We start from the raw sequence: 15605 nt of genomic DNA on the forward strand, positions 1-15605 counted from the left end.
CCCCCTGTTCGGGGAGTCTGGACCGGGTTCAAGGGGGTGGCCTCAGCGGCCGCCGAACACTGCGCCCTCCGCCGCGTCCGCAAGCGCCTCCAGCGACGCCTCCCGCGCCACCGTCACGCGGGTAAAACCGGCCTCCCGCGCCGCGTCCGCCGTCTGCGGCCCCATCGCCACCACCCGGAACTCCGTGCCCGCCAGGGCCGCGAGGTGCCGCGCCGCGCTGCCCGAGGCCAGGGTGACCACATCGGCCCCGCGCAGCCGCGCCAATGCCTCCGGCCCCGGCTGGGCGGGTTCGGTGCGGTACAGCTCGGCGCGTTCGTAGCGCACGCCCCGCGCCTCCAGTGCCCGCTGAAGCTCAGCTTCCGCGAGCTGGGAGGTGAGGTGCAGGGCAACCTCGCCGGGTTGGGTTGGCAGTTCGGCCCCCAGGTGCCGCGCTCCGGGCGTGCCCGGCACGAAATCGGCAGGGCGGCCCCGTGCCGCCAGCGAGCGGGCCGTGCTGGGGCCGACCGCCGCCAGCCGCACCCCGGCGAGGTGCCCGGCCTCCAGCCCCAGCCGTTCCAGATGCTCGGAGAGGGCCGTGACCGCCTGGTTGCTGGTCAGGAGCAGCCAGCCCACCCCCGACAGGTCGCGCAGCCGGGCGTGCAGGACGGCCTCGTCCGAGGTCGGCGCGAAGCGGATCAGGGGCACCTCCAGCACGTCGGCTCCCCGTGCCCGCAGCACGTCCGAGAGGCTGCTGGCGCCCTCCCGCGTCCGGGTCACGGCCACGGTGCGCCCGGCGAGGGGGCCGCCGGGAGCGGTCACTGCGCCCCCTCCTCCCCCGCCGCCTGCAAGGTGCGGAAGAGGTCGGACTGCTCGAACCAGCGCAGCGACTCGCGCAGCCGCACGACCTCGCCCACCACGGTCACGGCGGGGGCCTCCAGCCCGGCCTCGCGCACGGCCTGGGCGATGGTCGCCAGCGTGCCCGTCGCCACCCGCTGCCGCCCGGTGGTGCCCCACTGCACGGTGGCGGCGGGGGTACCGGGGTCGCGCCCCGCCGCGATCAGGTCGGCGCTGATTCCACCGAGGTTCCGCACGCCCATCAGCAGCACCAGCGTGTCCACCCCGGAGAGGCGCTCGTAGTGGGCGCCCCCCTCCTGCGTGTTGCCGGTCAGCACGGCGAAGCTCCGGGCCAGCTCGCGGTGGGTGACCGGAATCCCGGCGTAGGCGGGCGCAGCGATGGCACTCGTCACGCCGGGAATTACCTCGAAGGGCACCCCGGCGGCCACGCAGGCCTCGGCCTCCTCGCCGCCGCGCCCGAAGACGAACACGTCGCCGCCCTTGAGCCGGGCGACCCGCTTTCCGCCGCCTTCCTGCGCCTTGGCCACGATCAGTGCGTTGATCTGCTCCTGCGAGATGTACTCGGAAAAGCCCTTCTTGCCCACGTAGATCGTCTCGGCGTCCGGGCAGTGGCGCAGCAGCTCGGGGTTGGCGAGGTAGTCGAACAGCACCACGTCGGCCGCCCGCAAGGCTTCGGCCCCCCGCAGCGTGAGCAGCCCCGGATCGCCCGGCCCGGCCCCGATCAGCGAGACGAAGGCGCGGGAGGTCGGGGCGGCAGAAGCGTCGGTCATGGCAGACAGGCTAGCGGGCCGGGGGCGGGACAGATGGGGTGGGGAGGCTCAGGCGTGGTCGGCGGTGCCCTTGTCCAGCCCCACGGGCGCGTCGGGGAGGTCCTCGGGCGTCGGCACCGTGTACGAGTGCGCGAGGTGGGTCATCTCCAGCGACTCGTGGCCCCGGTTCACGATCTGCCCGCCCGCGTAGGCCGCCACGCTCAGCAGCGTGAGTTCCCAGTTGCGCCGCTGCCCCGCGTGGGCGCCGAAGATGTAGGCGAGGCGGTCGAAGTGCGAGTTGGTCCGCAGCAGCGACTCGATCTGGAGGATGACGTGCCCCGGCTCCTCCTGCGGGTAGACCCGGAAGTCGGAGGTGCCCGCGTCGGGGTGCAGCCGCAGGGTGCGGACGCGGAAGCCCAGGGGGTCGATATGTTCCACGACCACCCGGCCCCGGCGCACCAGCATCATCTGAATCTGGAGGCGGGTCCCCACCTCGACGGGCGGAATGGGGCCGTCCAGCCCCCGGAAATACGCCAGCCACTTGGGGGCGTGGTCGGGCAGGTGCTCACGCCAGTGCCGGGCGATGTCCTCCGGGTCACGGGCCGCGCCCTCCAGTTCCACCCAGTAGCGGCGGCGGGTCAGCGGTCCCCCGCCGTCCTCCGGCCCCGAGGGGCGCAGGGGGTCGGGCGGTCCCTTGAGGGCGTAGGCGGCAGCGACGAGGGCAGGCAGGGCGAGCAGGCGGGTCAATCGGGACCGGGCAACTTTGGACATGGGGAAACCTCCGGGGACAGCCTCCGGCGGGGAGCCGGGGAACGCGGGCAGGGTAGCCGCTGCGCCGCCGCCGGGGGCACGGCCGGAGTTCATGCAGCCAAAAGGGAGGCAGGATGGAGCCATGAAGCCCGATCTCCTACCCCGTCTGGCCCATGCGGAGGCTGCCGCGCATGCCCGCTACGGCGAGTCCGGCGCTGTTGCCCATTTCGGTCCGCTGGTGGCCGTCCACGCCGGGCCGGACCTCCCGGTGAACGCGGCCTGGCACGGCGGCACAGAAGGACTGACGGAGGCTGAGCTGGACGGCTTCGAGGCCTTCTGTGCCCAGCATGGGCAACCCGCCACCCTGCATGTCCTCTCACACGACGCGCCCGCACTCCTGCCGACGTTGCGTGCGCGTGGCTACGCCTTGGACTACGTGCTGCACGCCCACACCCACGACCTGACCGCCCTGCCACCCCCTCCCGCCCTGACCGTCCGCGAGGAACCCGGCGCCGATTTCTGGGCTGACCTCTCCGCACGCGGCTTCGGGCCGGGCACAGGGGCGATCATGCGTCTCGTGGCCCATGCCGCTGGAACCCGGCGGCTGGTGGCCGAGGTGAACGGGCAACCCGCCGGAACCGCCGCCCTGGGCGTGACGCAGGGGGTGGCCGCGTTCTACGGCACCTCCACCCGGCCCGAGTTTCGGGGGCGGGGCGTGCAGACCGCCCTTCTCGCCGCCCGCCTGCACCTCGCTGCCGAAGCTGGAGCGGACTTCTCCAGCGTGTTCGTGACGCCGGGGTCGGGGAGCGAACGCAACGTGCGGCGGGCAGGGTTCCAGGTGGCGGGCGGGCGGCTGACGTTCACGCGGGCGGGGTAAGGCCGTTTGCCACCCGCACCGCGTCGCGCACCGCCGCGCACACCGCCTCCTGCACCAGCGCGACGAGCAAGAGGGGGTCGGCCGGGGGCCGCGTGCCCGCGCTCAGCACGAAGGCGCTGTCCCCGTCCCAGGGGGTGTGGCTGGGGTGAATCACCCGCCCCAGCGCCGTCTGCGCGGCGTCCGCGAGGCGGCGGGCTTCGGGCTTGGTGAGCAGGTGCTCGGTGGCGACCGCGACCAGGGTGGTGCTCTCCACGTCGCCGGGGGCAAAGGCGGTGGCGCCCGGTCCCACCCCCGGCCCGGCCAGCACCCCGCCCCGCTCGTCCAGCACGTCCCCGATGGGGTTCACGACCGCCAGCGCCCCCACCGCGACCCCGTGCCGCTCCAGGTAGGCGCTGCCCAGGCCGCCCGGCACCGCCCCCACCCCGAGGTACTTGCCCGCCGTCGTGCCGGTGCCCGCCCCGACGCGCCCACGCTCGACCGGATCCGCCGACGCCGCCCGCGCCGCGAGTTCGCCCTCGCGCTCGCCGGGCCGCGCCCCAGGGTCCCCCACCCCGAGGTCGTACACCACCGCCGCCGGGACGAGGGGCACCCGCGCCCAGGGCGTCTCGTGGCCCACCCCGCGCTCCTCCAGCACCCGCACCACCCCGGAGGCCGCCGCGAGGCCAAAGGCGCTGCCGCCCGTCAACAGCAGGCCGTGGACGCGCTCCACCTTCTTCTCCGGCGAGAGCAGCACCCCCTCCCGCGTGCCGGGGCTGGGGCCGAGAAAGGACGCCGAGGCGACCGCGCCCGCGTCCGGGCAGAGGAGCACCGTGCAGCCGGTCTGCCCGACCGGGTCGGTCCAGTGGCCCACGCGGAAGCCGGGAATGGCGGTGAGGGTCGTGTTGGGGGCAGTCACGTCCGCATTGCATCACGCGGGAAGGGCAGGCAGGGGAGTACGGTGGGACATGGCTGAAGAACTGACCTTCCACTCGGGGGGCCGCGCCCTCTCTGCCGCCCTCGCCCGGCCCGCCGCGCCGCGTGGGGACGCGCCAGGGGTCCTCGTGCTGCACGAGGTCTACGGTTTGAATGACGACATCCGGCGCGTGGCGGACCGTTTCGCGCGGGCGGGGTACGTGGCGCTGGCGGTGGACCTCTTCTCGGCGGGGAACCGGGCCGTGTGCATGACGCGCCTGCTGGGAGGCCTCTTCCTGAACCCGCTGGAGCATCAGGGGGTGCGCGACCTCCGGCGGGCGCTGACGGTGCTGGGCGAGCTGCCGGGCGTGGACGCCTCGCGGCTGGGGGCCATCGGCTTTTGCATGGGGGGCAGCCTCGCCGTAGCGCTCGCCTGCACCGACACCCGCCTGAAGGCCATCGCCCCGTACTACGGCTTCAACCCCCGTCCGCTGGAGGCGGTGCGCCGGAGTTGCCCGGTCGTGGGCAGCTACCCGGAGCGGGACCCCACGACCCGGCAGGGGGAGGCGCTGCGGGCCGAACTGGACGCGGCGGGCATCCCGAACGACATCAAGGTCTATCCCGGCACCCGCCACTCCTTCGCCAACCGTGGCCCGGCCTTCGACGCGGTGGCGAGCGAGGACGCCTGGAACCGGGTAATGACCTTTTTCGACGAGCACATGGTCGGGTCCACCTGAATGGGCAAAACCCCGCGCCGGGCGGGGTTTCTCGTGTCGGGGGAAGGCTCAGGGCGTTTTCAGCGCGTACCCGATCCCCCGCACCGTCCGGATAATCCCGTACCCGTCGAGGTCGCGCAGTTTGGCCCGCATGTTCGCCATGTGGACATCCACCACGTTGGAGTTGCTGGGCAGCTCGCCGTTCCAGACCTCGCGCTCGATCTCCTGGCGCGAGTAGACGCGCCCCGGCTGCCGGGCCAGGAAGGTCAGGAGGTCGAACTCCTTGGGCGAGAGGCGGACCTCGTGGCCGTTGTAGTGGCACAGCCGCTTCTGGGGGTGAATTTCCAGCGCCCCGATGGAGATCACCTCGCCGTGCTGCTGGTGACGCAGCTGCACCTTGACGCGGGCGACGAGTTCTTCCGGGTGGAAGGGCTTGGTCATGTAGTCGTCCGCGCCCGCTTCGAGCAGGTTCACCTTGCGGTCGACCGCGTCCATCGCCGTCAGGATGATGATGGGCACGCTGCTGGTCTTGCGCAGCCGCCGGGCGATCTCGGCGCCGTCGAAGTCGGGCAGGCCGAGGTCGAGAATCACCAGTTCGGGGCTGTTCTCGCGGGCGCTCGTCAGGCCCGTGACCCCGTCGGGAGCGGTCAGCACCTTGTACCCGGCCTGTTCCAGCTCGTACTGAACGACGCGGGTGATGTCGGGGTTGTCTTCGATCAGGAGGATGCGTTGTTCCATGATGGGTGCCCTTTGTCTCCGGCCTGGGGCCGCGGTGCGGTCGGGGGTGGGAGGAAGGCTGCCCTGCCGGTGTGCATTTTCTGACAGCCGCTGCTTAAGGGCCATCGTAGGGGCGGTCACGGGCCTGCCGGGTGACCGGGGCGGTTTACGGTCCCTTAACGCCGGGTCAGGCGAACGCCGCCTTAGCCATCGCCGGGCACGCGCACCGAGTCGACCTGCACCCCGTAACGCAGCAAGACCGTCTTGAGCCGCTGCATCGCCGCCACCGCGCGGGTGCGCTCGCCCGGCGCGAAGACCAGGGTCAGGCGGGCCTCCTGACCGGGGCGGGGCTCCTGCGCCTGCACCGCCAGCGGCCGGGCAAAGGCAGGGTCCCGCGTCACGTCGCGCAGGATGCGGGCAAAGGTCAGCTCGTCCACCCCGCCCAGCGTGAACGCGATGCCCTGCACCGGGCCATCTTGCCGTGAGCCGCCTTGCGCCGGGCCGGGAGTCGGGGAATCGGTCATGTCCGCCAGGGTAGCCCTCCGCCCCCGCCCGGCGACGGGGCAGGCGGCACAATGCCCAGGCGGGCCGGAGGGCGCCCCACCTACAATGCCCCCATGACCTGGTCAGGCGAGCCTTCTTCGACGCGTCTCAACGGCGCCGACCTGTATTTCGAGGTAACGGGGCCGGAGGACAGCGACCTGCCGCCCCTCGTCTTCCTGCACGGCGGCCCCGGCTACAACAGCTATTCCTTTCAGGACCTCTTCGGGGAGCGGCTGGAGGGGCGGCGGGTGGTGTACCTCGACCAGCGCGGCTCCGGGCGCAGCGGGGCACTGGAAGACACCGAGCAGGGCGCCCAGACCCTCGACCTCGACACGCTGGTGGCCGATGTGGAGGCCCTGCGCGAGCACCTCGGCTTCGAGCGGATCGTGCCGCTGGGGCACGGCTTCGGGGCGCTGCCCGCGCTGGAGTACGCCCGGCGGCACCCTGGCCGCACGGCCCGCGTGGTGGTGGTCAACCCCTGGGTGCATTTTCCCGAACTCGCGCTGACCCTGCTCGCGGAAGCCTCGGCCCGCCGGGGCCAGCCCCTCGACGATCCGGCGGCGGCCCTGCGTGCCCGCACCCCAGAGGGCGAGTACCCGCCCGTCGGCGCGGCCCGCATCGAGGCGGCCTTCTCGCTCGTCAACGCCCGCGACCTGCTCAACGCGCTGCAATTCCGCGACGCCCCCAGCCGGATGCGGCTGGAATTCATCGACGCCGAGGGCCAGCTTGCCGGGGGCGGCGAGGTGCAGCAGGCGCTCGTCAACCAGGGGCTGTGGGAGTTCGAGTACCCGCCTTTCCTTCAGGAGCTGCGCCGCCCGGTGTTCGTGATCGCGGGGGTTCACGACCGCACGAGCTACCCCGAGCAGGTCGAGTGGCTGGCCGACCTCGCCGGGGCCGACGTGACCGTGCTCGACGCCGGACACTACCCCTGGCTGGACGACGAGGACGCCTTCGCCGAGGCGCTGGAGGAGGCGCTGACGCGGTAGGGGGCGCTGAGGGCACGGTCTGTTGTTCCACCTAGAAGAACCAGAGGTGACAATCATGAAACTCGTCCTCCTGGCCGCCCTTCTCGGCATCGCGTCTGGAGCCGTCCACTCACCAAACCACATCAGCCTTGCTGGAAATCTCTGTGACCCCTCCTTTCAGATTGGGGGGAAGTGCATCAACCTCGTGACCGGCTGGGGATGGCCCACAGCGTTCATCACGGACAACGCTGCCGTTTCCGTCCTCGGGAGTGTGGGCACCGACGATTCCTTCCACCTGGGCAACCTGCTGGTCAACAGCCTCTTCTATTACGGCGTGCTCAGCGTGGCTGTCGGCCTGGGCAAGCAGATCAGAAGCCGGTAGGCCCGGACTCGCGCCTCTGTCTCGGAACACGTCCCAGATCCCCCGTCTGGGAGCGCGGCCTCCCCTCCTCCCCGCCTCCTCACAGCAAACCCGCTAGACTGACGGCACCCTGATGAAAGCCGTGATTCTGGCCGCCGGGCGCGGTCGCCGCTTGCTGCCCCTGAGTGCGGGGCGGCCCAAGCCTGCCCTGCCCATCGCGGGGGTGTCCCTGCTGGCCCGTGGGGTGCGGGCGCTGCGGGCGGCGGGGGTCGGCGAGATCGCGGTGGTGACCAGCCCCGCCCACGAGACCGAGCTGCGCGAGGCCACCCGCCAGGAAGGCCCCCTGACCTTCCTGCACCAGCACGAGCCGCGCGGCACCGGACACGCGGCGCTCACCGCCCGCGACTTTTTCGCGGGCGAGGCGGGCGTGGTGTACCTGGGCGACAACCTCTTTGCCGACCCGCTCGGCCCGCTGCTCTCGGCGCTCGACGGGGCCGATGCGGTGCTCGCCGTCAAGCAGGTGCCCGACCCCCGCGCCTACGGGGTGGCGACGGTGCGGGAAGGCTGGCTCACCGGGCTGCACGAGAAGCCCGCCGAACCGCTGAGCGACCTGGCGGCCTGCGGGGTCTTTGCCTTTCAGCCCCACGTGCTGGACGAGGTCGCGCGGCTCCCGGCCAGCGAGCGCGGCGAGATCGAGTTTCCGCAGGCGCTGGCGCGGGTGGTGGCGGGGGGCGGGCGGGTGCGGGCCGTACCGCTGGGGGGCTACTGGGCCGACGCGGGCACGCCCCATGACCTGCTGACGGCGGGGGCGCATGTCCTCGCGGGCCTCTCGCCCCGTGTGGACGGCGAGGTGGAGGGCAGCACCCTCTCGGGCACGGTGGTGGTCGAGGCGGGCGCCGAGGTCCACGGCTCGCACGTCACGGGGCCGGTGTGGATCGGCCCCGGCGCCCGGGTGCGCGGCTGCGTGCTGGGGCCGAACGTCAGCGTGGGGCCGGACGCGGTGCTGGAGGGCGCGACACTGCGCGACTCCCTGATCGACGAGGGGGCGCGGGTGCTGCACCCCTCCCGGCCCCTCGCGCACGCGGTGATCGGGCGCCGGGCCACCGTGACCGCGCCGACCGGGGACGGGGTGCAGCTCGCGCTGGGCGACTACAGCGTGCTGCGGGTGTAGGGCCTCGGGGCTGTCGTACCCTGGGGCATGACCCGCCCCCCTGCCCGGCCGACCGGTTCCGCCCCGCCTGAGCCCCAGGGCGAGGTCGTCATCAGCGGGGTGGACACCGGCCCCGCCGAGGCCGAGCGCGGGAACCTCACCCCCACCGAGGACCACGCCCGCTTCCAGCCCCCGGAAGAACGCGAGCCGGAGGACGAGGACGGCTGATACGGCTGCGGCCTGCTGCCGCTTCCCCACCGGCCAGGCGACGGGCTGAACCGGGTCCAAGCGTGACGGAACGCCCCACGTCCCTGTAAGCTGGACGGGTGCTCTCCCTTCAGAAAGCGGCCAGCATCCTGGGAGCCTTCAGCGCCGAGCAGCCCGAGTGGGGGGTGCGGGCGCTCGCGGCGCACCTCGGCGTGCCGCGGGCCACGGCGCACGCTTACCTCGCCGGGCTGACCGGGGCCGGGTTCCTGCGCCGCACCCCGGCGGGGCGCTACCGTCTCTCCTGGCATATCGCGGAGATGGGGGCGCACCTGACCTCGGCGCTGCCGTGGTTTCCAGATGCCCGGGCGCTGATCACCCGGCTCGCCCTGGAGGTCCGCTCGGTGGCCTTCTTATGCATTCTGGAGGGCGACGAGGTCGTGTGCGCCATCCGCGAGCGCCACCCCGACGCCGACATCGACCTGCCGCTCGACATCTACCTCCCGGCGACCGCCACCGCGAGCGGCAAGATTCTGTATGCCTACGGCGACGTGCAGCCGCGTGAGTTCGCCACCTGCACCGTGAGCAGCATCACCACCCCCGACGAGTGGCGCACCGAACTCGGCCGGGTGCGGCGACGGGGCTACGCCTACTCCATCGAGGAATGGATTCCGGGGCAATGCACCCTGGGCGTGCCCTACCACCACGGCGGGCAGGTCGTCGCCGCCATCGGCGTGCAGATGAGCGCCCAGCGTTACCTGCGCGAGGAGCGGGCCATCCGCGAGCGCGTGCTGGGCATCGTGCGTGAGGCCGAGGGCCTGAACTAACCGTCCCCTCCGCGCATCGCCATCAGCTCCAGTTCCCAGCCAAGTTGCTCCAGCACGGCCGGACTCACGCCGGGCAGCATTCCCGCGAGGGCGGCGGCTTCCTCCAGCGTCTCGGCCCACAGGTCGGGACCGGCGGGAAGGACGCGCACCCGCACCTGCCCGTCCGTCATGAGGTCCACCCGTAGGCCGCGCCCGGCTTGATCGTCCGGGATGTGGAGAAGGGGCCGCCGAACCTCGCTCGTCATGGGCGAAGACTAGCCCAGTCCGCCCGCTCCAGCGCGTACCACACCGTCGGAACCTGCTCGCCCCGGTACTCGTCCGGCCCGCCCTCTCCCACCTCGCGGAAGCCCAGCCGCCGCATCAGCGCGTGCGAGGGCAGGTTGGGGCGGTGGACCTCGGCGGTCACGGTCTGCAAGCCGAGGTCACCGAAGGCGTGCGCGAGCAGGAGCTGACCCGCTCGCGTCCCTACACCTTGACCCCACAGTTCCCGCTCCCCGATGGCAATGCCGAACTCACCCGACGTGTCGCTCAGGTCCGCGAGGTCTACATAGCCGACGAGCCGTCCGCCGTACTCCACGCCCCAGCGCCGGAAGTCCGGTCCCGTTCCCGCGATGATGCCCTGCCAGTGCCGCCGCACCACCCGCCCGGCCAGCCCCACCGTCCAACCCGCCGCCCGGCAGAACTCGGCGTCGGCGGCCCAGCGCACGGCGGCTTCCTCGTCACCGGGGCGCAGAGAGCGCAGGGTGACCGTCATTTCTTGTCTCCGAAGCTCCAGATTTCGAGGTCGTCCACCGACTCGCTAACCTTCTTCAGGCTGGCGAGGTCCTCACGGCTGGCCTGCTGGGGCTGCGCGGCCCCCGCCCCGGTCGGACGCCCCACCGCCCCCGCCATCACCTCGGCGGGAACGGCGGCAAGCATGGAGGCGAGTTGCTTGGGCGTGGCGTCGAGCAGCGCGTCGGAGAGCACCTCGTCGGGCACATCGGCGGAGATGCGGGCGCGGGCGGCGGCGACGGCGGCGGGGTCCACCTCGGGGCGCTCGGCCACCTCCTCGTCGAGGCCCGCCGTGCCGGGAGGCCGGGGCGCCGCCGAGGAGCGGGAGCGCCGGGCCAGCAGCAGGGCGGCCACGGCGACGGCCACGAGCAGGAGCAGCAGAAACGTCATGCCCCTACCCTAGCGGGCAGGCCCCGGTCCGCGCTTCCCCTGACCGGAGGGGAACGGCGCGGCACCGGGGCCACCGAAGCTTCATGGTGTGGGGGGCCAGGCCCCTTTACCGGGAGAGCCTTACGCCTCCGAGTACGTCTTCTCGATGGGCAGGCCCACCGCGTTGCCCCACTCGGTCCACGAGCCGTCGTAGTTGCGGACCTTCGGGTAGCCCAGCAGCTCGCGCAGCACGAACCACGAGTGGCTGGAGCGTTCGGCGATGCGGCAGTAGGCGATCACGTCCTTGTCGGGGGTCACGCCCTCGCCCTCGTACAGGGCCTTGAGTTCCTCGGCGCTCTTGAAGGTGCCGTCCTCGTTCGTGGCGCGTGCCCAGGGGATGTTCGCCGCGCCGGGAATGTGGCCGCCGCGCAGCACCCCTTCCTGCGGGTAGTTGGGCATGTGGGTGACCTTGCCCGAGAACTCGTCGGGGCTGCGGACATCCACCATCGCGCCGTGGCCCGCACGGACGGCCTCGATGTGCGCCTTGACCTCGTCGCGGTAGGCCCGCAGGCTCTCGTCGCGGCGCAGGGCGGGGTACTCGGTCGCCTCGAAGGAGGGCGCGTCGGTGGTCAGTTCGCGGCCTTCCGCGACCCACTTCTGGCGCCCGCCGTTCATCAGCTTGAGGTTCTGGACGCCGTTGTAGCTCAGGAACCAGTAGGCGTAGGCCGCCCACCAGTTGCTCTTGTCGCCGTACAGGACGATCTGGTCATCCGGCTTGATCCCGAGCCGACCCAGCAACGCCGACAGCTCCTCGGCGCTGATGAATTCGCGCTCCTGGGGATGCCAGAAGTCGCCCTGCCAGTCGATCTTCACGGCGCCGGGGATGTGCCCGGTCTCGTACAGCAGGATGTCCTCGTCCACTTCCACGAGGCGAATCCCTTCGCGGTTCAGGTTCTCGGCGACCCACTCGGTGCTCACCAGCACGTCTTTCGCGTAGTCCATAGCTGACCTCCAGGGGTGAGTGTAAGCGACCCAGGCCATAGTTGACCAAAAGGGTCAACTGGGTGACCTTCACCATACCGCGCCGGACCGGGGGGGTACAGTGGCCGCATGACCGACGCGGCCCCCCTCCCCGAAAAGCTCCAGAGAATCGTGAGCCTGTTCAAGTCCGCGCCCAAGCCGCTGCGCCTTCAGGCCCTGCTGGAGTACAGCAAGAAGCTCCCGCCCCTGCCCGAGAAGTACGTCGAGCACCCCGAATTCCTTCAGCCGGTGCCCGAGTGCGCCAGTCCCTTTTTCCTGGTAACGGAGAAAACCGAGGACGGCGGCGTGAACATGTACTTCAAGGTGCCGGAAGAAGCGCCCACCGTGCGCGGCTACGCGGGCATCCTGCATGAGGCGCTTCAGGGCGAGAAGCCTGAGACGATCCTGAACATCCCGGACCAGTTCTACATGGACATGGGCCTGACCGAACTCATCACGCCGATGCGCCTACGCGGCATGGGCGCGATCCTGATGCGGCTGAAGAATGAGGTGCGGGAGGGGGCGTAGAAGACCCCTCACCCCTCGCTGCGCGAGGCCCTCTCCCCCAGGAGAGGGTTTTTTTACTCCTCTACCACGGGGAGACTCGGAGAGCTGCTTGCAGAGGGGCGCTGCGAAGCAGCGGGGTGAGGGGTCTTCTCTCCTACTCTGCTCCCTTCACCTCGCGCGGCGGCGGCCCGTTCCGGTGCGCTTCCCGCAGCGCCGCGAGCGCCCGTCCCCGGTGGCTGATCGCCTGCTTTTCCTCCAGGGTCATCTCGGCCAGGGTGCGGGTCTCGCCGTCGGGCACGAAGAGGGGATCGTAACCGAAGCCGTTCTCGCCGCGTGGGCCTTCCAAGAGGGTCCCAGGCAGCTCGCCCCGGTAGCTCTCGACATGCCCGTCGGGGTAGGCGAGCACGACCACCGAGACGAACTTCGCCCGGCGGGTGGGGGCGCGGCGCAGTTGCTCCAGCAGGTAGAGGTTGCGCTCCAGGTCGCTGCTGCGCCCTCCGAAGCGGGCGGAGTAGACGCCGGGCTGCCCGTTCAGGGCCTCGACCTCCAGCCCCGAGTCGTCGGCCAGGGCGGGGAGGCGGGTGGTCAGCGAGGCGGCGCAGGCTTTCAGGGCCGCGTTTTCCTCGTAGGTCGCGCCCGTCTCCTCGGGGAGCGGCAGCCCGCCGAGGCCCTCCAGGGTCCACCCCAGGGTTGACAGGGCCGCGCCGATCTCGCGCACCTTGCCCGCATTCCCGGTCGCCACGACCACCCGCATGCCCGTCCCGTTCCCACCCGCTTCACTCGTCACCTGCCGAGTGTAGACGACGGGAGGAGGTCGGCGGGCCTCAGTCGCCGCCCAAGGCCACCTCGGCCCGCACCCGCCACCGCTCCTCTCCCTCCCGCTTCTCGAAAAGGGCCACCGAGCGGTAGGCCTGGGTGTGGTGGGCGGCCGTCAGCGTCTCCAGCCGCGCCCGCAGGCCCGCCGGGTCGGCCCCGCCGTAGGGCTGCACCAGCGTGAAGTGCGGCTGCCAGGAGTCCAGTCCACGCGGGGTGTGCAGCAGCGCCATCCGCGCCTGCTCGAAGGCGGGCGAGGCGGGCGTGACCTTGCCCGCGAACGGAGAAGCTGTCACGAAGCGGGCGAGCCGCGCCAGCAAGAGCGTGTGCAGCACCAGCAGGGGCGCGTTCGCCTCCAGCCGATGCACCCACGTTTCCCCGCCGTCCCAGACCTCCACCCGCCCGCCCGTCAGGGTCAGCACCGCGCCGGGCGAAAGGCAGGCCACGCCCACCCGCACCTCGGCCTCTATGTCCGGCCAAAGGGCGGGGTCAGTGAAAAAGCCCTCCACCAGCGTGAGGTGAAAGCCGTAGGGTCCGGCGTCCGCCTGATCTTCCGGGCGCAGGAAGTCCGGCAGGGGCCGCGTCTCCTCCGCCCGCACGTCGTAGCCCAGCAGGTCGCTGCCCGCCTCATACAGCGGGCTGCCCGCCGGGGGACAGAGGTAGACGGCAAAGCGGGTGCCGGAGCGGGGGTCAGTCATAGGAACGTCCGTGTGAGCGTGGATGACTTATGGGCATCGCTGTTGCGTTGGTCACCCTGCTGCTTCTCCTGACCATAGGCGCTGCCCTGTGGGTGTCGTCCGGACGACCAACCAGCCGAGGTGAGCGGGAGATCGGTCAGATCATGGTCACGGTCGGTGTTCTCGGGCTGTCGTCGACGGTGGGTCTCATTTATTTGCTGGGCCGAATCCTGTAACTCCACCGGGCTCCCAGCCTCAGAACACCCGCCAGCGGTAGAACAGGAAGGCCAGCGTCCCGGCGAGCGCCGTGGCGATGCCCAGCACGATCCACAGCGCCTCCGGGTTTTCCTGAAAGGGCAGCGGCACATTCATTCCGAAGATGCTGGTCACCAGGGTGGGAATCGCCACCAGAATGGTCGTCACGGTCAGGACCTTCACGACCTCCTGCACGTTGTTGCTGATGACGGAGGCGAAGGCGCCCGCCATGCTCGTCAGGATGTTGCTGGCGATGGACGCCATCTCGATGGCCTGGAGGTTCTCAATCAGCACGTCGTCGAGCAGCTCGGAATCTTCCTCGTACATCTCGAAGATGCGGTCGCGCTTGACCCGCTCCATCATCGCCTCGTTCGCCTTGAGGCCGGTAATGAAGTACACGAGGCTCTTTTCGAGCTTCAGCAGGTCCATCAGTTCCTTGTTGCGGGTGGCCGTCTCCATGCGGTCCTCAATGGTGTCCACCCGCTTGTTGATCTGGCGCACGTCGATCAGGAAGCGCTGGGCATTCCGCAGGAAGAGTTGCAGGGTCAGGCGATTTTTCTTGGCGGTGCTGACCCGCCGCACCAGCCCATTCACCACGTCGTTGACGACCGGGTTCTCGGTGGCGCACACGGTCACGATGCAGTGGTCGGTGTGCAGGATGCCCAGCGGCACGGTGTCGTAGGGGATGTCGCTGTCCTCGCCGAGGCGGTAGCTCGTCTGCATGATGATCAGGAGCTGGCCGTCCTCGCGTTCGAAACGGCTTCTCTCGTCGGGGTCGAGGGGGTAATTCAGGTAATCGAGGTCCAGGCCCGTCTCGCGGCTCACGCGGGCGAGTTCCTCGGCAGTGGGCGCGACGACGTGAATCCAGCCGCCGTCGACGTAGCCGTCCGCGAGTTGAAGCTTGCCGCCGATGCTGCGGTAGTAGGTCAGCACGGCGGCCCGCCGTGGGGGTCAGGGTAGGGGCAGAACATGGCGCGTCCTCCGGGAGTGGGATGCGTGAGGCCGGAGCGGAAGACCGCCGGGACCGGCCAGCTCAGAACCGGCCCGCTCAGAACTGGGCGGCTCGTGGTCGGTCGGGGAGTCGGGAGTCACGTCATCACCTCCTCTGCGGGAGCGCCGGGGCGCGGGCACCGGGCGCCATGCTAGCAGCGCGGCGCGGCCCACAAAAAGCCCCGGCACAGCGACCGGGGCGGGGCAGGGACGGCCGGGCTCAGAGGCCGAAGAAGACGCGGTTTTTGACGATGAACTCAGTTTCCCCGGCGGGCACGTCTTCTTCGGGGAAGATGGCGCTGACGGGGCAGGCGGGGACGCAGGCACCGCAGTCGATGCACTCGTCGGGGTGAATGAGGAACTGGTCGCCGCCGTCGTAGATGCACTCCACCGGGCAGACCTCGGTGCAGGCCTGGTCCTTGACGCCGATGCAGGGGCTGACAATCACGTGAGGCATGCGGGACAGTATGCATGCGCCTCCGGGGGGCCGCAAGGCGGGAACACCCACAGTTCCCCCTCAGAATTTTCCGAGCTGCACGTCAAAAAACCCGACTGTCCCCGTCAGGATTGTCCCGCCGCCCTGACTACTCTTCAAAACGGATGACAGGCAGCAGAAAGT

The 15605-nt window shown here is 71.1% G+C and carries 21 protein-coding genes and 1 pseudogene; 9 read left to right on the forward strand and 13 right to left on the reverse strand.

The features are described from left to right. Positions 1-42: 42 nt before the first annotated feature. Positions 43-1604, reverse strand: a pseudogene (gene cobA / locus C3K08_RS18915) (uroporphyrinogen-III C-methyltransferase). Between the two features lie 48 nt (positions 1605-1652). Continuing rightward, positions 1653-2354, reverse strand: coding sequence for a DUF1990 family protein (locus tag C3K08_RS12860; protein WP_104991652.1), 702 nt, complete (start codon positions 2352-2354; stop codon positions 1653-1655). 121 nt (positions 2355-2475) lie between these two features. Between C3K08_RS12860 and C3K08_RS12865 the strand changes: the two genes are divergently transcribed. Further along, positions 2476-3210, forward strand: a complete 735-nt coding sequence (locus C3K08_RS12865) for a GNAT family N-acetyltransferase (protein WP_104991653.1) — start codon at positions 2476-2478, stop codon at positions 3208-3210. On the opposite strand, the gene C3K08_RS12870 is transcribed toward C3K08_RS12865, so the two are convergent. Next, on the reverse strand, positions 3194-4105 hold the full coding sequence (locus C3K08_RS12870; RefSeq protein WP_104991654.1) for a P1 family peptidase: 912 nt from the start codon (positions 4103-4105) through the stop codon (positions 3194-3196). The two genes, C3K08_RS12865 and C3K08_RS12870, sit on opposite strands and share 17 nt — an antisense overlap. Positions 4106-4154: 49 nt before the next feature. Here C3K08_RS12870 and C3K08_RS12875 point away from each other — a divergent pair, with 49 nt between their 5' ends. Beyond that, positions 4155-4838 carry a dienelactone hydrolase family protein gene (locus C3K08_RS12875; protein WP_104991655.1) on the forward strand — a complete coding sequence of 228 codons (684 nt, stop codon included), beginning with the start codon at positions 4155-4157 and terminating at the stop codon, positions 4836-4838. A 48-nt stretch (positions 4839-4886) separates the two neighbouring features. On the opposite strand, the gene C3K08_RS12880 is transcribed toward C3K08_RS12875, so the two are convergent. Next, positions 4887-5555, reverse strand: coding sequence for a response regulator transcription factor (locus tag C3K08_RS12880; RefSeq protein ID WP_104991656.1), 669 nt, complete (start codon positions 5553-5555; stop codon positions 4887-4889). A gap of 182 nt (positions 5556-5737) precedes the next feature. Beyond that, positions 5738-6058: a hypothetical protein gene (locus tag C3K08_RS12885; RefSeq protein WP_104991657.1), complete on the reverse strand. Its 321-nt coding sequence runs from the start codon at positions 6056-6058 to the stop codon at positions 5738-5740. Between the two features lie 93 nt (positions 6059-6151). Between C3K08_RS12885 and C3K08_RS12890 the strand changes: the two genes are divergently transcribed. From C3K08_RS12890 to C3K08_RS12910, 5 genes are all read left to right on the forward strand, one after another. Beyond that, entirely contained in the window at positions 6152-7063 is a 912-nt protein-coding gene (locus tag C3K08_RS12890) for an alpha/beta fold hydrolase (RefSeq protein ID WP_104991658.1), read from the forward strand. Between the two features lie 55 nt (positions 7064-7118). Continuing rightward, positions 7119-7424: a hypothetical protein gene (locus tag C3K08_RS12895; RefSeq protein WP_104991659.1), complete on the forward strand. Its 306-nt coding sequence runs from the start codon at positions 7119-7121 to the stop codon at positions 7422-7424. A gap of 112 nt (positions 7425-7536) precedes the next feature. Beyond that, positions 7537-8574 (forward strand): sugar phosphate nucleotidyltransferase, encoded by a 1038-nt coding sequence (locus C3K08_RS12900; protein WP_199776941.1) that lies wholly within the window; start codon positions 7537-7539, stop codon positions 8572-8574. A gap of 27 nt (positions 8575-8601) precedes the next feature. Beyond that, positions 8602-8781, forward strand: coding sequence for a hypothetical protein (locus tag C3K08_RS12905; RefSeq protein WP_104991660.1), 180 nt, complete (start codon positions 8602-8604; stop codon positions 8779-8781). A gap of 98 nt (positions 8782-8879) precedes the next feature. Beyond that, positions 8880-9584 (forward strand): IclR family transcriptional regulator, encoded by a 705-nt coding sequence (locus tag C3K08_RS12910; protein ID WP_104991661.1) that lies wholly within the window; start codon positions 8880-8882, stop codon positions 9582-9584. On the opposite strand, the gene C3K08_RS12915 is transcribed toward C3K08_RS12910, so the two are convergent. The 4 genes from C3K08_RS12915 to C3K08_RS12930 form a co-directional block, all read right to left on the reverse strand. Then, positions 9581-9829, reverse strand: a complete 249-nt coding sequence (locus C3K08_RS12915; protein WP_158679930.1) for a hypothetical protein — start codon at positions 9827-9829, stop codon at positions 9581-9583. The two genes, C3K08_RS12910 and C3K08_RS12915, sit on opposite strands and share 4 nt — an antisense overlap. Further along, complete coding sequence (locus tag C3K08_RS12920; RefSeq protein ID WP_104991663.1) at positions 9826-10338, reverse strand: GNAT family N-acetyltransferase; 513 nt, start codon at positions 10336-10338, stop codon at positions 9826-9828. The genes C3K08_RS12915 and C3K08_RS12920 overlap by 4 nt, the downstream gene beginning before the upstream one ends. Next, a complete protein-coding gene (locus C3K08_RS12925; RefSeq protein ID WP_104991664.1) occupies positions 10335-10745 on the reverse strand; it encodes a hypothetical protein in 411 nt (136 codons plus the stop codon). Before C3K08_RS12925 ends, C3K08_RS12920 begins: the two co-directional genes overlap by 4 nt. A gap of 120 nt (positions 10746-10865) precedes the next feature. Beyond that, on the reverse strand, positions 10866-11726 hold the full coding sequence (locus C3K08_RS12930; protein ID WP_104991665.1) for a sulfurtransferase: 861 nt from the start codon (positions 11724-11726) through the stop codon (positions 10866-10868). A gap of 108 nt (positions 11727-11834) precedes the next feature. On the opposite strand from C3K08_RS12930, the gene C3K08_RS12935 reads away from it, so the two are divergent. Next, complete coding sequence (locus tag C3K08_RS12935) at positions 11835-12272, forward strand: SufE family protein (protein WP_104991666.1); 438 nt, start codon at positions 11835-11837, stop codon at positions 12270-12272. A 133-nt stretch (positions 12273-12405) separates the two neighbouring features. Here C3K08_RS12935 and rdgB read toward each other — a convergent pair whose 3' ends face one another. Together rdgB and C3K08_RS12945 are read right to left on the reverse strand one after the other, a co-directional pair. Then, positions 12406-13005, reverse strand: a complete 600-nt coding sequence (rdgB, locus tag C3K08_RS12940) for an RdgB/HAM1 family non-canonical purine NTP pyrophosphatase (RefSeq protein ID WP_104992078.1) — start codon at positions 13003-13005, stop codon at positions 12406-12408. A gap of 70 nt (positions 13006-13075) precedes the next feature. Further along, positions 13076-13762 carry a hypothetical protein gene (locus C3K08_RS12945; RefSeq protein ID WP_104991667.1) on the reverse strand — a complete coding sequence of 229 codons (687 nt, stop codon included), beginning with the start codon at positions 13760-13762 and terminating at the stop codon, positions 13076-13078. Positions 13763-13791: 29 nt separating this feature from the next. On the opposite strand from C3K08_RS12945, the gene C3K08_RS12950 reads away from it, so the two are divergent. Beyond that, on the forward strand, positions 13792-13977 hold the full coding sequence (locus C3K08_RS12950) for a hypothetical protein (protein ID WP_104991668.1): 186 nt from the start codon (positions 13792-13794) through the stop codon (positions 13975-13977). A gap of 19 nt (positions 13978-13996) precedes the next feature. On the opposite strand, the gene C3K08_RS12955 is transcribed toward C3K08_RS12950, so the two are convergent. Beyond that, positions 13997-14929: a magnesium transporter CorA family protein gene (locus C3K08_RS12955; protein WP_104991669.1), complete on the reverse strand. Its 933-nt coding sequence runs from the start codon at positions 14927-14929 to the stop codon at positions 13997-13999. A gap of 277 nt (positions 14930-15206) precedes the next feature. After that, positions 15207-15443: a ferredoxin gene (locus tag C3K08_RS12960; RefSeq protein ID WP_104991670.1), complete on the reverse strand. Its 237-nt coding sequence runs from the start codon at positions 15441-15443 to the stop codon at positions 15207-15209. Positions 15444-15605 lie beyond the last annotated feature (162 nt).

Origin of the sequence: Deinococcus sp. NW-56, from assembly GCF_002953415.1 — a bacterium.
Lineage (GTDB): Bacteria > Deinococcota > Deinococci > Deinococcales > Deinococcaceae > Deinococcus.

Excerpts from the sequence above, each read along its gene's own strand:
- C3K08_RS12905 (WP_104991660.1), top strand. The coding sequence starts at position 8,602 with ATGACCCGCCCCCCTGCCCGGCCGACCGGTTCCGCCCCGCCTGAGCCC.
- C3K08_RS12875 (WP_104991655.1), top strand. The coding sequence starts at position 4,155 with ATGGCTGAAGAACTGACCTTCCACTCGGGGGGCCGCGCCCTCTCTGCC.
- C3K08_RS12860 (WP_104991652.1), bottom strand. The coding sequence starts at position 2,354 with ATGTCCAAAGTTGCCCGGTCCCGATTGACCCGCCTGCTCGCCCTGCCT.
- C3K08_RS12945 (WP_104991667.1), bottom strand. The coding sequence starts at position 13,762 with ATGACTGACCCCCGCTCCGGCACCCGCTTTGCCGTCTACCTCTGTCCC.
- C3K08_RS12950 (WP_104991668.1), top strand. The coding sequence starts at position 13,792 with ATGGGCATCGCTGTTGCGTTGGTCACCCTGCTGCTTCTCCTGACCATA.
- C3K08_RS12885 (WP_104991657.1), bottom strand. The coding sequence starts at position 6,058 with ATGACCGATTCCCCGACTCCCGGCCCGGCGCAAGGCGGCTCACGGCAA.
- C3K08_RS12865 (WP_104991653.1), top strand. The coding sequence starts at position 2,476 with ATGAAGCCCGATCTCCTACCCCGTCTGGCCCATGCGGAGGCTGCCGCG.
- C3K08_RS12900 (WP_199776941.1), top strand. The coding sequence starts at position 7,537 with ATGAAAGCCGTGATTCTGGCCGCCGGGCGCGGTCGCCGCTTGCTGCCC.
- rdgB (WP_104992078.1), bottom strand. The coding sequence starts at position 13,005 with ATGCGGGTGGTCGTGGCGACCGGGAATGCGGGCAAGGTGCGCGAGATC.
- C3K08_RS12920 (WP_104991663.1), bottom strand. The coding sequence starts at position 10,338 with ATGACGGTCACCCTGCGCTCTCTGCGCCCCGGTGACGAGGAAGCCGCC.
- C3K08_RS12935 (WP_104991666.1), top strand. The coding sequence starts at position 11,835 with ATGACCGACGCGGCCCCCCTCCCCGAAAAGCTCCAGAGAATCGTGAGC.
- C3K08_RS12960 (WP_104991670.1), bottom strand. The coding sequence starts at position 15,443 with ATGCCTCACGTGATTGTCAGCCCCTGCATCGGCGTCAAGGACCAGGCC.
- C3K08_RS12925 (WP_104991664.1), bottom strand. The coding sequence starts at position 10,745 with ATGACGTTTCTGCTGCTCCTGCTCGTGGCCGTCGCCGTGGCCGCCCTG.
- C3K08_RS12895 (WP_104991659.1), top strand. The coding sequence starts at position 7,119 with ATGAAACTCGTCCTCCTGGCCGCCCTTCTCGGCATCGCGTCTGGAGCC.
- C3K08_RS12915 (WP_158679930.1), bottom strand. The coding sequence starts at position 9,829 with ATGACGAGCGAGGTTCGGCGGCCCCTTCTCCACATCCCGGACGATCAA.
- C3K08_RS12880 (WP_104991656.1), bottom strand. The coding sequence starts at position 5,555 with ATGGAACAACGCATCCTCCTGATCGAAGACAACCCCGACATCACCCGC.
- C3K08_RS12930 (WP_104991665.1), bottom strand. The coding sequence starts at position 11,726 with ATGGACTACGCGAAAGACGTGCTGGTGAGCACCGAGTGGGTCGCCGAG.
- C3K08_RS12890 (WP_104991658.1), top strand. The coding sequence starts at position 6,152 with ATGACCTGGTCAGGCGAGCCTTCTTCGACGCGTCTCAACGGCGCCGAC.